The 13,123-nt window shown below is 71.2% G+C and carries 9 protein-coding genes and 1 tRNA gene; 3 read left to right on the top strand and 7 right to left on the bottom strand.

The genetic code is table 11. The annotated features are described in order from the left end of the window. Positions 1–57: 57 nt before the first annotated feature. On the top strand, positions 58–2,256 hold the full coding sequence (locus ACZ4V1_RS17345) for an elongation factor G-like protein EF-G2 (protein WP_468336095.1): 2,199 nt from the start codon (positions 58–60) through the stop codon (positions 2,254–2,256). A gap of 266 nt (positions 2,257–2,522) precedes the next feature. After that, a complete protein-coding gene (locus ACZ4V1_RS17340; RefSeq protein ID WP_468336092.1) occupies positions 2,523–4,184 on the top strand; it encodes a hypothetical protein in 1,662 nt (553 codons plus the stop codon). Between the two features lie 56 nt (positions 4,185–4,240). Here the strand turns inward: ACZ4V1_RS17340 and ACZ4V1_RS17335 are convergent, their stop codons facing one another. The 4 genes from ACZ4V1_RS17335 to ACZ4V1_RS17320 all read right to left on the bottom strand — a co-directional run bounded on the left by ACZ4V1_RS17335 (position 4,241) and on the right by ACZ4V1_RS17320 (position 8,805). After that, positions 4,241–4,789 carry an HIT family protein gene (locus ACZ4V1_RS17335; protein ID WP_468336089.1) on the bottom strand — a complete coding sequence of 183 codons (549 nt, stop codon included), beginning with the start codon at positions 4,787–4,789 and terminating at the stop codon, positions 4,241–4,243. Between the two features lie 106 nt (positions 4,790–4,895). Beyond that, complete coding sequence (gene thrS / locus ACZ4V1_RS17330; protein WP_468336086.1) at positions 4,896–6,872, bottom strand: threonine--tRNA ligase; 1,977 nt, start codon at positions 6,870–6,872, stop codon at positions 4,896–4,898. A 116-nt stretch (positions 6,873–6,988) separates the two neighbouring features. After that, positions 6,989–8,242 carry a hypothetical protein gene (locus ACZ4V1_RS17325; RefSeq protein ID WP_468336084.1) on the bottom strand — a complete coding sequence of 418 codons (1,254 nt, stop codon included), beginning with the start codon at positions 8,240–8,242 and terminating at the stop codon, positions 6,989–6,991. Continuing rightward, positions 8,239–8,805 carry a DUF4365 domain-containing protein gene (locus ACZ4V1_RS17320; RefSeq protein ID WP_468336082.1) on the bottom strand — a complete coding sequence of 189 codons (567 nt, stop codon included), beginning with the start codon at positions 8,803–8,805 and terminating at the stop codon, positions 8,239–8,241. The genes ACZ4V1_RS17325 and ACZ4V1_RS17320 overlap by 4 nt, the downstream gene beginning before the upstream one ends. Positions 8,806–8,976: 171 nt before the next feature. Here ACZ4V1_RS17320 and ACZ4V1_RS17315 point away from each other — a divergent pair, with 171 nt between their 5' ends. Next, positions 8,977–9,702, top strand: a complete 726-nt coding sequence (locus ACZ4V1_RS17315; RefSeq protein WP_468336079.1) for an exonuclease domain-containing protein — start codon at positions 8,977–8,979, stop codon at positions 9,700–9,702. 56 nt (positions 9,703–9,758) lie between these two features. On the opposite strand, the gene ACZ4V1_RS17310 is transcribed toward ACZ4V1_RS17315, so the two are convergent. The 3 genes from ACZ4V1_RS17310 to ACZ4V1_RS17300 form a co-directional block, all read right to left on the bottom strand. Continuing rightward, positions 9,759–9,830 (bottom strand) — tRNA-Val (locus ACZ4V1_RS17310). A 39-nt stretch (positions 9,831–9,869) separates the two neighbouring features. Next, positions 9,870–10,328: an SRPBCC family protein gene (locus ACZ4V1_RS17305; protein ID WP_468336076.1), complete on the bottom strand. Its 459-nt coding sequence runs from the start codon at positions 10,326–10,328 to the stop codon at positions 9,870–9,872. 39 nt (positions 10,329–10,367) lie between these two features. Further along, positions 10,368–13,103 carry an exo-rhamnogalacturonan lyase family protein gene (locus tag ACZ4V1_RS17300; RefSeq protein WP_468336073.1) on the bottom strand — a complete coding sequence of 912 codons (2,736 nt, stop codon included), beginning with the start codon at positions 13,101–13,103 and terminating at the stop codon, positions 10,368–10,370. Positions 13,104–13,123 lie beyond the last annotated feature (20 nt).

The raw sequence follows: 13,123 nt of genomic DNA, 5'->3' as shown, positions 1-13,123 counted from the left end.
ACGCGGTCCCGCGTGTCCGCGCCCACAGTGACCTCACCGTGCACGGGAGGCAAGGACATGGGCGACAAGGCACACACCCATCCCGGAGCCGCCGGAAGGGCAACGGCGGCCGACCACCCCGCGTCCGTAAGGAATGTGGTGCTGGTCGGCCACTCCGGATCGGGCAAGACGACTCTGGTGGAAGCTCTCGCGCTGACCGCGGGAGCACTGAACCGGGCGGGCCGCGTGGAGGACGGCGGCTGTGTCTCGGACTACGACGAGATGGAGCACCGGCAGCAGCGCTCCGTACAGCTCTCCCTGGTGCCGGTCGAATGGGACGGCATCAAGATCAATCTCCTGGACGCTCCCGGGTATGCCGACTTCGTCGGTGAGCTGAGGGCCGGTCTGCGGGCGGCGGACGCGGCCCTCTTCGTCGTCTCGGCCTCCGACGGCGTGGACGGCTCGACCCGCATGGTGTGGGAGGAGTGCGCCGCCGTCGGCATGCCCCGCGCCATCGTGATCACGCACCTGGAGGCCGCCCGCGCGGACTTCGAGGAGATGACGCGGATCTGCGCGGAGGCCTTCGGCGGGGACGATCCCGACGCCGTGCTGCCGCTGTACCTGCCGCTGCACGGACCGCAGGCGCCCGACGGGCACGCGCCCGTGACGGGGCTCATCGGACTGCTGTCGCGGAAGCTCTTCGACTACGCGTCCGGCGAGCGCGAGGAGTCCGAGCCGGGCGAGGAGCAGCTGCCGCTGATCGACGAGGCCCGCTCGATGCTGATCGAGGGGATCATCTCGGAGAGCGAGGACGAGACCCTCATGGAGCGCTATCTCGGCGGCGAGGAGGTCGACGTCAAGACGCTGATCGAGGATCTGGAGCGGGCCGTGGCACGCGGGGTGTTCTTCCCCGTCCTGGCCGCCGCCCCGGCGGCCGAGGGGGCCCGGCAGGGGCTGGGCACGGTCGAACTGCTGGAGCTGATCACGCGCGGCTTCCCGACCCCGTCGGAGCGCGCGGCGCCCCGGGTCACCACGCCCGACGGCGTCCCGCGCGAGCTGCGGATGTGCGATCCCGACGAGTCGCTCGTCGCGGAGGTCGTCAAGACGTCCTCCGACCCGTACGTCGGCCGGATCTCGCTGATCCGCGTGTTCTCGGGCACTCTGCGCGCCGACCAGACGGTGCACGTCTCCGGGCACGGACTGGCCGACCGCGGTCACGAGGACCACGACGTCGACGAGCGGATCGGCGCCCTGTCGACGCCGTTCGGCAAGCAGCAGCGGCCGGTCTCGCACGTGATCGCGGGTGACCTGGCGTGCGTGGCCAAGCTGAGCCGGGCGGAGACCGGGGACACGCTGTCGGCCAAGGACGACCCGCTGCTGATGGCCCCGTGGGAGATGCCCGACCCGCTGCTGCCGCTCGCCATCCAGGCGCACAGCAAACCCGACGAGGACAAGCTCTCGCAGGGCCTCGCGCGGCTGGTCGCCGAGGACCCGACGATGCGCCTGGAACACAACCAGGACACGCACCAGGTGGTTCTGTGGTGCCTGGGCGAGGCCCACGCCGACGTGGCACTGGAACGGCTGCGCAGCCGCTACGGCGTCCAGGTCGACGTCGTACCCCACCGGGTCTGCCTGCGGGAGACGTTCGGGGACCGGGCGTCCGGGCGCGGGCGGCACGTGAAGCAGTCCGGCGGGCACGGTCAGTACGCCATCTGCGAGATCGAGGTGGAGCCGCTGCCGGGCGGTTCGGGCATCGAGTTCGTGGACGAGGTGGTCGGCGGGGCGGTGCCCCGGCAGTTCATCCCGTCCGTCGAGAAGGGGGTCCGCGCGCAGGCAGCCAAGGGCGTCGCCGCCGGCCATCCGCTGATCGACGTGCGGGTGACGCTGCGGGACGGCAAGGCGCACTCGGTGGACTCCTCCGACGCCGCCTTCCAGACGGCCGGCGCGCTGGCCCTGCGGGAGGCCGCGGCGCAGGCGAGGATCCATCTGCTGGAGCCGGTGGCGGAGGTGAGCGTGCTCGTCGGCGACGAGTACGTGGGCGCGGTGATGAGCGATCTGTCCGGACGGCGCGCCAAGGTGCTCGGCACCGAGCAGACGAGCAGCGGCCGCACCCTGATCCGGGCCGAGGTGCCGGAGATCGAGATCGGCCGGTACGCGGTGGATCTGCGTTCCCTGACGCACGGCACCGCGCGCTTCGGCCGCCGTTACGCACGGCACGAACCGATGCCCCCGCAGATCGCGGAACGCCTTCGTCAGGAGCTGCGGGCGGCGTCCTAGGAGGGCGCGGCGGGCGGCCGGCACGGGCTTCCTCCGCGCCGGCCGCGTATTCGACTCGCCTCAGGTAATGGCTGGTCGCCGGGCCTGTGACGTCCCGGCGCACGACGGCGCGCCCCCGCGGCGACCGGCGCACGCGGGGGCGCCTTCGGCCGTCCGGTGCCGCACGCCCGTCGTGGCGGATACGCTGATGACCTGATCAACAGGTGTGCGGGGCAGGGAAGTCGGGAAGGCCGCAGGAGCGACAGTGGTGGCGATCGGGGGCGGGAATGACCGTTGACGGCGGTTACGCGGACTTCTTCGGACCGCAGGTGCCGCGTACGGACGACGGGGGCCAGACGGCCACCTTCGCGCTGGCCTCGGCCGCTTACCGGGACAGCGAGTTGGCGGACATCAAGAAGGCCGACAACGAGTGGCACCAGACGACCCTCAACGCGGGCCGGTCGTGGGCCACGATCTTCCGCCCCAACCTGGGCGAGGCCTTCTCCCGCGCGGTGGCCGACCGGATGCTGGGCAGCGGCCGCAAGCCCCTCATCCAGTCCTTCGGCGCCGAACCGCAGGTGGTGGTCGAGCACTGCCTGGCGGCCAACGGCATCCGCAAGGCACGCGACGCCCGGCTGTCCACGGTGATCGTGCTGTGCGGCCTGCTCTTCCTGCCGGGCATGCTGGTCTGGCTGCTCGGCTTCCAGATCCGCACCACCGTCGCCAAGGCGGAGAACAAACAGGCCGGGGCGCTGGGCACCGCGGTGCTCGTGGCGATCGCCGCACTGGCCGTGCTGTTCCTGCTCAAGATGCCCTTCTCGGGTTTCTGGGCCTGGTACGCGCGCGCCGCGGTGGTGATGCCCGTCGTCGGCTGGTTCTGGGCCAAGCGGATCTGCGAGGGCACGGCGAAGGACCTGCGCGAGCGGTGGGACGGTCTCCTGTCGGGCAGCGGCGTCGGCGCCAAGGTCCCCGAGGCGGTGCCCAGCAACCCGGGTGAGACCGCGGCCGAGCAGCTCCGCCAGTCCCTGGCCAAGCTCGGCGCCGAGCAACAGTCCAACTCGGTCTTCTACGCCGGGCCCAAGGGCATACTCGGGATGGGCACCCGCTGGGGCAGCTGGCAGCTCGCCGAGAACCTGGTGCCGGCCGACCCGACCCGGGAGATCCACCCCTTCCGCAGCTGGGACGTCGTCCGGGCCATCCACGACCAGCTGCGCATGCTGGAGCGCGGCCCACTGAACACCGGCGGCTTCACCAAGCCCTCGATACGGCACTGGGTCGTGACGCCCATCGGGGAGAACGCCAAGGCGGTGTCCCGTCCGGAGGGCACGGACGTCGAGGCGTACCGGGTCAAGTCGCACGCGATACAGGACATCTGCAACAAGCAGCAGTTCGGCGCCGGTGACCGGCACTACCTGGGCGTGCAGTGGACCCTGTGGGACGGCCAGCTGGTCATCACCATGCTGATCACGGTGACCGTGCTGCACGAGACGCTGCGCATCGAGGTCACCGGCCACGCCCTCGGCCCGGTGAACTCGCTGTTCACCACCAAGCCGGAGGCTCCCTCCAAGGAGGTCGCCAAGTCGTTCAAGCCATGGGAGACGCGCAAGGTGATGCTCCCGCTGGTCACCGCGAACGAGGTGGTGCGGCTCGCCGTCCGCGCTCCGCTCACCTGGTACCCACCGCTGCTGAACTGGCTCGGCGGCACGATCGGCCTGCCGGAGCCGTTCGGGCTGCGGCACGCGTGGGCGGACCAGCCGTGGCGCCACCGCTTCATGGCCGACGACGCGCTGCGGGCGGCGGCGCCGGTGCTGCGGGTGGTGCACTCGGCGGCGATCAGGGTGCTGGAGGAGAACGGCGTGGACACCGAGAAGTTCGGGACGCGGTCGGCGTTCCTCAGTACGGCTGTGCAGGATCCGACGCCCGGAAAGGCGGATCTGTACAACGCGTAGGCCTCCGGCGGTGGGGCGGGGGCGTCGGCGTGACCGTCGCCCCCCCCGGCTGCGTGTCAGGCGGCCGGCCACGCCTCCGCCAGCATCTTGCGGGTGTCGCCCAGCAGCTGCGGCAGCACCTTCGTGTGGCCGACGACCGGCATGAAGTTGGTGTCACCGCCCCAGCGGGGCACGACGTGCTGGTGGAGGTGGGCGGCGATGCCCGCACCGGCCACGGTGCCCTGGTTCATCCCGATGTTGAAGCCGTGGGCGCCGGACGCGGTGCGCAGGGCCGTCATCGCCTGCTTGGTCAGCTCGGCGAGCTCCGCGGTCTCCACGACGGTCAGCTCGGTGTAGTCGGCGACGTGGCGGTACGGGACGACCATGGTGTGACCGCCGGTGTAGGGGTACAGGTTGAGCACCGCGTAGACCAGCTCACCGCGCCGGATGACGAGACCGTCCTCGTCGGACTTGACCGGGATCGAGCAGAAGGGGCAGCCGTCGTCGGCGCCGGGGCCGCTCGGCTTGTTCTCGCCCTGGATGTAGGCCATCCGGTGGGGCGTCCACAGGCGCTGGAACGCGTCCTGGGTCCCCACTCCCATCTGCTGCTCCGGCTCACTCGTCATACGTGCAGCATATGGCGTCGCGTGCGGCGGCAGGAAAGGCCCCCGGATCTCCCCGGGGGCCCCGACGCTCCCTGTTCGGCTCCGCGAAAGCCGGATCAAACCGCGGTCAGACCTGCACGCGGTCCTCGACGACCTTCGCGATCTTCGCGATCGCCTCGTCGACGGGAATGCCGTTCTCCTGGGATCCGTCGCGGTAGCGGAAGGAGACGGCGTTGTTCGCCATGTCCTCGTCGCCCGCGATGACCATGAAGGGCACCTTCTGCTTCTGGGCGTTGCGGATCTTCTTCTGCATACGGTCGGAGGAGGAGTCGACCTCGACGCGCAGCCCCTGCTTGCGGGCCGCCACGGCGAACTTCTCCAGGTGCTCGACGTGCGCGTCGCCGATCGGGATGCCGACCGCCTGGACGGGAGCCAGCCACGCCGGGAAGGCGCCCGCGTAGTGCTCCAGAAGAACCGCGAAGAAGCGCTCGATGGAGCCGAACAGCGCCCGGTGGATCATGACCGGGCGGGTCTTGGTGCCGTCCGCGCCCGTGTACTCCAGGTTGAAGCGCTCCGGCAGGTTGAAGTCCAGCTGGATGGTCGACATCTGCCAGGTGCGGCCGATGGCGTCCTTGGTCTGGACGGAGATCTTCGGGCCGTAGAAGGCGGCGCCGCCCGGGTCCGGGACCAGGGGCAGGCCCTGCTTCTCGGCGACCTGGCGCAGCGTCTCGGTGGCCTCTTCCCAGGCCTCGTCGGAGCCGACGAACTTCTCCGGGTCCTTGGTGGACAACTCCAGGTAGAAGTCGGTCAGGCCGTAGTCGCGCAGCAGGTTCAGGACGAAGGTGAGGGTCTTGTCCAGCTCCTCCGACATCTGCTCGCGGGTGCAGTAGATGTGCGCGTCGTCCTGGGTGAAGCCGCGGGCCCGGGTCAGGCCGTGCACGACGCCCGACTTCTCGTACCGGTACACGGTGCCGAACTCGAACAGGCGCAGGGGCAGCTCACGGTAGGAGCGGCCGCGCGCGTCGAAGATCAGGTTGTGCATCGGGCAGTTCATGGGCTTGAGGTAGTAGTCCACGCCCTCGTCGAGCTGCATGGGCGGGTACATGCCGTCGGCGTACCAGTCCAGGTGGCCCGAGGTCTCGAAGAGCTTCCCCTTGGTCGCGTGCGGGGTGTAGACGAATTCGTAGCCGGCTTCTTCGTGCTTGCGCCGCGAGTAGTCCTCCATGACCCGGCGGATGATGCCGCCCTTGGGGTGGAAGACGGCGAGGCCGGAGCCGATCTGCTCCGGGATGGAGAACAGGTCCAGCTCGCTGCCGAGCTTGCGGTGGTCGCGCTTCTCGGCCTCGGCGAGGAACTCCAGGTGGGCCTTCAGCTCGTCCTTGGTGGGCCAGGCGGTGCCGTAGATGCGCTGGAGCATCGGGTTCTTCTCGCTGCCGCGCCAGTAGGCGGCGGCGTTGCGCATCAGCTTGAAGGCCGGGATGTTCCGGGTGGTGGGCAGGTGGGGGCCCCGGCACAGGTCCTTCCAGCACAGCTCGCCGGTCTTGGCGTCCAGGTTGTCGTAGATCGTCAGCTCGCCGGCGCCGACCTCGACGTCCGCGCCGTCGTCGTGCGAGGCGGAGCCCTTGAGGCCGATCAGCTCCAGCTTGTACGGCTCGTCGGCCAGCTCCTCGCGGGCGGCGTCGTCGGTGACGACGCGGCGCGAGAAGCGCTGGCCGCGCTTCTGGATCTCCTGCATCTTCTTCTCGATGGCCTTGAGGTCATCGGGGTGGAAGGGCTTCTCGACGTCGAAGTCGTAGTAGAAGCCGTCCTTGACCGGCGGGCCGATGCCCAGCTTGGCCTCGGGGAACAGCTCCTGCACGGCCTGCGCCATGACGTGCGCGGTGGAGTGCCGCAGGATGTTCAGGCCGTCCTCGGAGGAGATCTCGACGCCCTCGACGGTCTCGCCGTCCTTGACCTCGTAGGCGAGGTCCCTGAGCTCACCGGACACCCGGGCGGCGACGATCGAGCGCTCGCCCGCGAAGAGCTCGGCGGCCGTGGTGCCCGTCGTCACCACGCGTTCTTCCCGCTCGGAATCGCGTTGGATGATCACACGGACGTCTGACACCGGTCTCTCCTGACTGAAGTGGGGCCGCGGCGCCATACCGGAGCGCACGCATGAGGGCGATCGTACCGACCCGGGCCGGTGCATCGCGAAATCATTCCCGGCGCCGGTCCCGCAGGTCAGTCCTCGCAGTCCCCGCCGCAGGCCTCCTCGAAGAAGGCCGCCACCTCCACATGCTCCTGGACCGCCTTCAGCAGCCGGTCCCGCTCCGCGTCGTCGACCGGTACGGGTGCGATCTCGCAGGCGCCGGTGAGCCGCCGGAACCCGCCCCTGCTCTCCAGCCGGCCCAGCACCCGCACCGGCAGCCCGACGAGATGGGCGTGCCCGGCGATCCGGTAGGCCTCCTCGTCCAGGGCGATCCGCACGTGCGGGACGTCCGCCCCGGCCAGCACCCGCAGCCGTACGGTGCCCGGGCCGCGCGGCCCGGGCCGCCGCATGCGGACGACGGTGCCGGTGATCCGCACCGGCACGGAGGGCTCCACGCGCAGGTAGCGGGCGGCGGCCTCGCGCAGCGCGGGCAGGTCGCCGGGCGAGAACTCGACGGGTTCGGCGAGGGCGGCGCAGCCCTCGGGGACGCCGGCGGCCGGCGCCCAGTCGACGGCGACCCGGGCGCCCTCCGTGCCGCGGACCAGCGCGACGAGCGCCTCGGTGAGTTCGTGGCTGACGCCCGCCGCGACGGCCGTGTCGAAGGCCTCCATGCCGCCGGTGGCCCGCCGGTAGTCGACGGCCTCGCGGGCGGCGTAGAGCGCGTGGTGAAGGCGTACGGCGAGGGGGCGTCCGGTGGTGACGGGCACGAAGGCCGTGAGCCGGCGGCCGTCGGGGGTGGGGCCGACCAGGACGTTCGCCAGGGCCTCGGCGGCGGCGCGCCGGTGCCGGGCTCCGTAGTAGCCCGCTCGCGCGCGCGTGGCGAGCGCTCCGGCGAGCAGCATCCGGCGGGCCGCGGAGCGCAGTTGTTCCTCCACGGTCCAGGACGCGGTGTCGCCGGGTCCGGTCGGCACGTCGCGCCCCCAGCGGATCTCGTCGCTGGGCACGGCGAGGGAGACGAGGATCTCGTGAGCGCAGGGCGTGCCGCTGCGGGACAGGGCGAGCAGCGCCTCGCCGAGCAGGTCGTCGCTGTCGGGGAAGGCGCGGCTGACGGGCACCAGCAGGCTGGTGGCGCCGGCGGCCGGGCCGGGCGGGGTCCAGCGGCCGTAGCGGCCGGGGGCGCCGCCGCGGCGCCGCCAGCCGTGCCGGTGGAGCAGGGCGGTCAGCACGGCCGGGTCGACGGTGCCGGGCTCGGGCGGGCGGCCGTCGTCCCAGCCGGTGGCGCCGGCGGTGGGGGCGGGCTGTGGCCTCGCGGCGCGCGGTGGTTCGCCGGTCGGGCGGTGCGTCATGGTTTCCCTCCCGTCCCGACCCGCGTCATGATCTCGCACAGCGCCCGGTCGTCGAAGACCCGCGCGGTCGGTATCCGCACGGTGGTGCGCCGCCGGCCCGTGACCGGATGCCCGGCGAGGTTGGTCCAGTAGCAGCAGTGCCTGAGGTCGAGCCGGTCGTGGCCGGCGCGCAGCCACTGGTCCCGGGAGCGAGGGACGATCATCACGACGAGGATCTTGTGCACCGAGACCGGGGTGCGGGCGAGTTTCGCCAGGTGGTCGTTGTCGAGCGTGAAGGAGAAGAAGCGGCCGGGTGGGCTCGGCGGGATCTGGTACGTCGCCTTGAGCTGCACCTTGATGGTGACCTCGTCGTCGACCGTGTGCCCGGGGGCGCTGTGGCTGACGTGCCAGTCGATGCCGTTGTCCGGGAACGGCTGGGAGAGCGAGCAGCCCGCCGCCGCGGCGACCGCGTGGAGGTAGCCGACCTGCAAGGTCTCCATGCAGGCGGTGGTGGCGAGAGAGCCGCGAGAGGGCTCCGTGCGCTCGGGCAGCAGCCCGCCCCGTTCGGGCTGCGCTATGGCCATGGCCAACAGCCTTCCAGAACTGGTGTATCCCCGCTGAGGGTCGCTGAACTGCAAAGACCCGTACTCCTGTTGTGTCCTTCCGGCGTACGCCGCAAACAGCCCGGGTATCACCGAACCGGGACAGAAGACGGCGCGTCAGCCGCCTTACTCGGACGAGGAGTTGAGTGCCCTATGACGAGCTGGTTCGAGGGGCCGCTGGCCGCCTTCGACACGGAGACGACGGGCGTGGACGTCGAGAACGACCGGATCGTGTCGGCGGCCCTCGTCGTCCAGGACGCGCCGGGGCTGAGGCCGCGTGTGACCCGGTGGCTGGTGAACCCGGGCGTGCCGGTGCCTCAGGCGGCGACGGCGGTGCACGGGCTGACGGAGGAGCACGTGCAGCGCCACGGCCGCTGGCCGGCGCCGGTGATGTACGAGATAGCGGAGGCGCTGGCCGAGCAGGCCCGCGCCGGGCGTCCGCTCGTGGTGATGAACGCGCCGTTCGACCTCACGCTGCTGGACCGCGAGTTGCGCAGGCACCGGGCCTCCTCCCTCGGCCGCTGGGTGGAGCGGACGTCGCTGCACGTCCTCGACCCGCGCGTGCTCGACAAACACCTGGACCGGTACCGCAAGGGCCGCCGCACCCTCACCGACCTGTGCGCGCACTACGGCGTCGAACTGGCGGACGCGCACGACGCGGCGGCCGACGCCCATGCCGCGCTGGAGGTCGTACGGGCGGTGGGGCGCCGCTTCCCGGGGCGGCTGGAACGCCTCTCCGCCGCCGAGCTGCACACGCTCCAGGCGGTGTGGCACGCGGGGCAGGCGCGGGGACTGCAGGCGTGGTTCGCGCTCAACGGCACCGAGGAGGCGGTGGACCCGGCCTGGCCGCTGCGACCGGACCTGCCGGCGGCGGCGTGAGCGCACGCCGGGCACGAAGAAGCCGGTCCGTCGTGCGACGGACCGGCTTTTCCCGGTGGGCGATACTGGGTTCGAACCAGTGACCTCTTCGGTGTGAACGAAGCGCTCTCCCACTGAGCTAATCGCCCGGGAACGCAGTGAACGATACAGGGACCGGTACGTTTCGTTCAAACCGCTTGGCGACCGCCTTCCAGGTGGGCGGCCAGCCCGCGCCGCCCCGCCCGCATCATCAGGCGGTGGTTGGCCCGGAACAGCGGCCGCCCCGGAACGGCGAGGAGGCGCAGCAGCGGCTTGCGTACCTCGACCTCCTGGTCGTAGCGGGCGAGGGCGCCGGTGCCGTACGGGGTGACCGTCCAGCGTGCCCAGCCCTCCATGTCGCCGGTCATGGCGACCTCCAGCACCCCCGCCGCCGGGTCGCGCCGCCCCTCGCACAGGGTCGCGGTCAGGTCGTACGGGAGGAGCGAGCGGAACCGGAGGAGCCCGCTGGTGTCGTCGAGCCGGGTGACCTCGCGTACCTGGGGCCACCAGCGGGGGTAGTCCTCGATCCGTTCCAGCTCCCGGTAGACCGCCGGGGCGGGCGCGGGCAGGGGCCACAGGCTGCGGAATCGGTAATGGTTCCAGTCCACCTGTGAAGTGTGCCCGCACCCGCGTCCGTCACGTGCCGGCTACGGCATCCTGTCCCCCAGAAGTGCCAGGTTCTCGATGGCGGCGAGGCCGTAGAGCGCGGTGTCGTTGGTGGACACCCAGCTCGCCTCGGTGCCCGGGACGAGCGTGGCCGGGCCGCTCAGCTTCTCCGTCTTCCAGGGTGCGGACTCCTTGTAGCCGTCGGAGCCGTAGAACTTCTGCCACGCGCGCGTGGCGAGCTTCTCGTCCCCGGTCTGTACGGCCGCGTAGGCGTCGAGGCGCGAGTGGCCCTGGAAGAGGATGAGGCTGCCGAAGTTGCTGCCGTACCGGGCCGCCTGTTCGGTCTTGGAGGCGTTGAAGTAGCGGCAGTAGTCGTAGTACGCCTCGTTGAACTCGGGCATGTCGACGAGGTCGATCAGCTCGGCGCACAGCTCGTTCAGGCCGAAGACGGCCGAGAGGTGCGAGACGTCGACCTTCGGGGTGTCGGCGACGGCGAACCTCCCGGTGTCCAGGTCGTACAGGCCGCTGCCCTGGACGAAGCCGTTGGGCTGGGCGGCGATGGTCTCCATGGTGGACAGGACGCGGGCCTTGGCCTTCTCCCACTTGGGGCCCTTGCGTTCCCACTCGGTCAGCCACGCCGAGACCAGGCCGCTCCAGTCGGTGCCGAAGCCGACCGACAGGGCGTGCCGGTCGGGGGTGTAGGGCTCGGTGCGGATCTTGCGGATCGGGTCGAGGACGAGGAACGTCTCGTCGGAGTCCACGTTGGCGTGCATGAGGTCGCCGACGCGTTCGTCGGCGGTCAGGAAGTAGTAGTGGCGCCGGTAGGTGGTGTTGGCGATGCGCTGCTGCTTGGCGCTGTCGGCGTAGTGCTGGACGCCGTGCCGGGTGCCGAGGCCGGCCCATTCGCCGAGGTGGTAGACGTCGACCTCGCCGGTGTGCCGGGTCATGGCCTCGGCGAAGCGGAAGATGTCGGCGCGGCCGGAGCGCAGGTAGGCGTACCAGAGCCAGAGGTCGGGCGACAGCTCGGAGTTGTCCCAGGCGTAGCCGCCGACGTCGTAGCGCCACTGGTGGCGGGCGGTGTCGTAGGAGTGCATGACGTCGCCGTAGTCCCAGAAGCCGTACCAGCGGCGCTGCTCCACCTGGTCCTTGTAGTAGGTGAAGAGGAAGTCGAGGTGGTCCTCGATCTTCGCCTTGGCGGGTGTGGAGCGGTCGGGCTCGGAGTAGAGGCCGGGGCCGAAGACCTTGGACTTGATGAGCTGCCTGGGCGGGGCGGCCAGCTGGGGCAGTACGCGCACGGCCTCGACCTGCTCGGCGAGCCTCTCGGCGCTCGGGGTGGCGGCGTTGGCCCAGAACAGCAGCTCGGAGGTGCGGGCGATGCCGTAGGGGGTGCCGAAGCCGGGCTCGTAGTCCTCGTAGGTGATGTTGAGGCCTTCGAGCTGTTCGGCGTAGGTGTCCTGCCCCATGCCGTCGTGGTAGAAGCGCAGGTCCATGGGCTGGGCCTCGGGCGACCAGAGCCAGAGGGTGACCTCGGCCTCCTCGGTCTGGGCGTCGCGGATGTCGAGCTGGGCGGGGTACTTCTCCCAGAAGTCGCGCAGGCCGAAGGAGAGGCCGCCGCTCGCCCCGCCGACGTAGCCGAACCCGGAGGCGCGCCGGCCGCCGCCCGCGCCGATCCAGCCGTGGCCCTTCTTGGTGCGCTTGCGCAGGGAGAAGCCGTCGGCGGAGAGCTGGGAAAGGGTGTAGTCGCCCCATTCCGGGATGTACTGCAGGCGGGTGGTGACCCGCTGGTCCCAGGTGGACGGGTCGGGCAGCCTCTCCCCCGCGAACTGCGCCGCCTGCACAGCCGCGCCGGGGTCGCGGCGCAGGCCGGTGATGCCCTTGACCGCCTCGCGCAGCAGGCCGGTGCCCTCACCGCCGATGCGGATGTGGCGGTCGTAGGACTCGTCGCGCATCGGGACGGTGAAGCGGACACCGAGGCCGCGGATGAAGTCGCCGCTCGCCTTGCCCGGCTCCTGCTTGCCGTCGAACGTGATGGTGTGCACCATCCGGAAGGAATCGGCGCCCGCGTAGAAGTAGAGGCGGATGGAGAAGGGCAGCCAGCCGCGGCCGCCCTTGCGGTGCTTGCCGTCGATGCGTACGACGGCGCGGACCGGGCCGTCCTGTTCGACCTTCACCTCGTCGATGGCGCCGTCGAAGCGCTCGTACTTGACCGTGCCCTGGTCGCCGTCCTCGATCTCGGGCTGGCGCAGCAGGACGAGGCGGCCGTTCTTCGCGATCTCGGTGGAGCCTCTGGTGACCGACTTGATCAGCGTCGATCCCGACTTGCCGATTCTCGCGGTGATGGCACCGGTCGATATGTCGATGGTGCCGCCACGCCGGTCGACGGTCACCTTCTTCGCGGGCGCGGCGGGGGTGCCGGCGGTCAGGGTGAGCTCGCCGTTGCCCGAGCCGACGGCGTGCGCGGTCCACTTCAGGGAGCCGTCCGGCCAGTAGGCGAGGGGCCAGGACTGCGTGGGCACGGCCTTGCCGTCCGCGTCCGTGACGGCGAACGACTGGTCCTCCCGGTACGTGCCCTTGGGCCAGGGGACGCCGACGGTGGAGCCGGGGGCGGCGCCCAGGCCGCCGTCCTCGAGCCAGGTCAGGGTGACGGGGTCGGCGTCGCCGTCCTTCGCGGCGGGTGCGGCCTGGGCGTTCCCGGCGCCCAGTGCCCAGCTGAACTGGGCGGCGGCGCCGGCGACGGCGGCAGCCTTGAGGAGGGACCTGCGGGGGATGGGGGACATGGCCTTTCCTTTCCGTTCCG

It is taken from the genome of Streptomyces sp. NPDC028991 (genome assembly GCF_055564775.1).
The sequence above is the reverse complement of the archived record's forward strand: the minus strand, read 5'-3'. Positions and strand labels throughout refer to the sequence as shown.

Excerpts from the sequence above, each read along its gene's own strand:
- ACZ4V1_RS17340 (WP_468336092.1), top strand. The coding sequence starts at position 2,523 with ATGACCGTTGACGGCGGTTACGCGGACTTCTTCGGACCGCAGGTGCCG.
- ACZ4V1_RS17320 (WP_468336082.1), bottom strand. The coding sequence starts at position 8,805 with ATGGCCATAGCGCAGCCCGAACGGGGCGGGCTGCTGCCCGAGCGCACG.
- ACZ4V1_RS17300 (WP_468336073.1), bottom strand. The coding sequence starts at position 13,103 with ATGTCCCCCATCCCCCGCAGGTCCCTCCTCAAGGCTGCCGCCGTCGCC.
- ACZ4V1_RS17345 (WP_468336095.1), top strand. The coding sequence starts at position 58 with ATGGGCGACAAGGCACACACCCATCCCGGAGCCGCCGGAAGGGCAACG.
- ACZ4V1_RS17315 (WP_468336079.1), top strand. The coding sequence starts at position 8,977 with ATGACGAGCTGGTTCGAGGGGCCGCTGGCCGCCTTCGACACGGAGACG.
- ACZ4V1_RS17325 (WP_468336084.1), bottom strand. The coding sequence starts at position 8,242 with ATGACGCACCGCCCGACCGGCGAACCACCGCGCGCCGCGAGGCCACAG.
- ACZ4V1_RS17335 (WP_468336089.1), bottom strand. The coding sequence starts at position 4,789 with ATGACGAGTGAGCCGGAGCAGCAGATGGGAGTGGGGACCCAGGACGCG.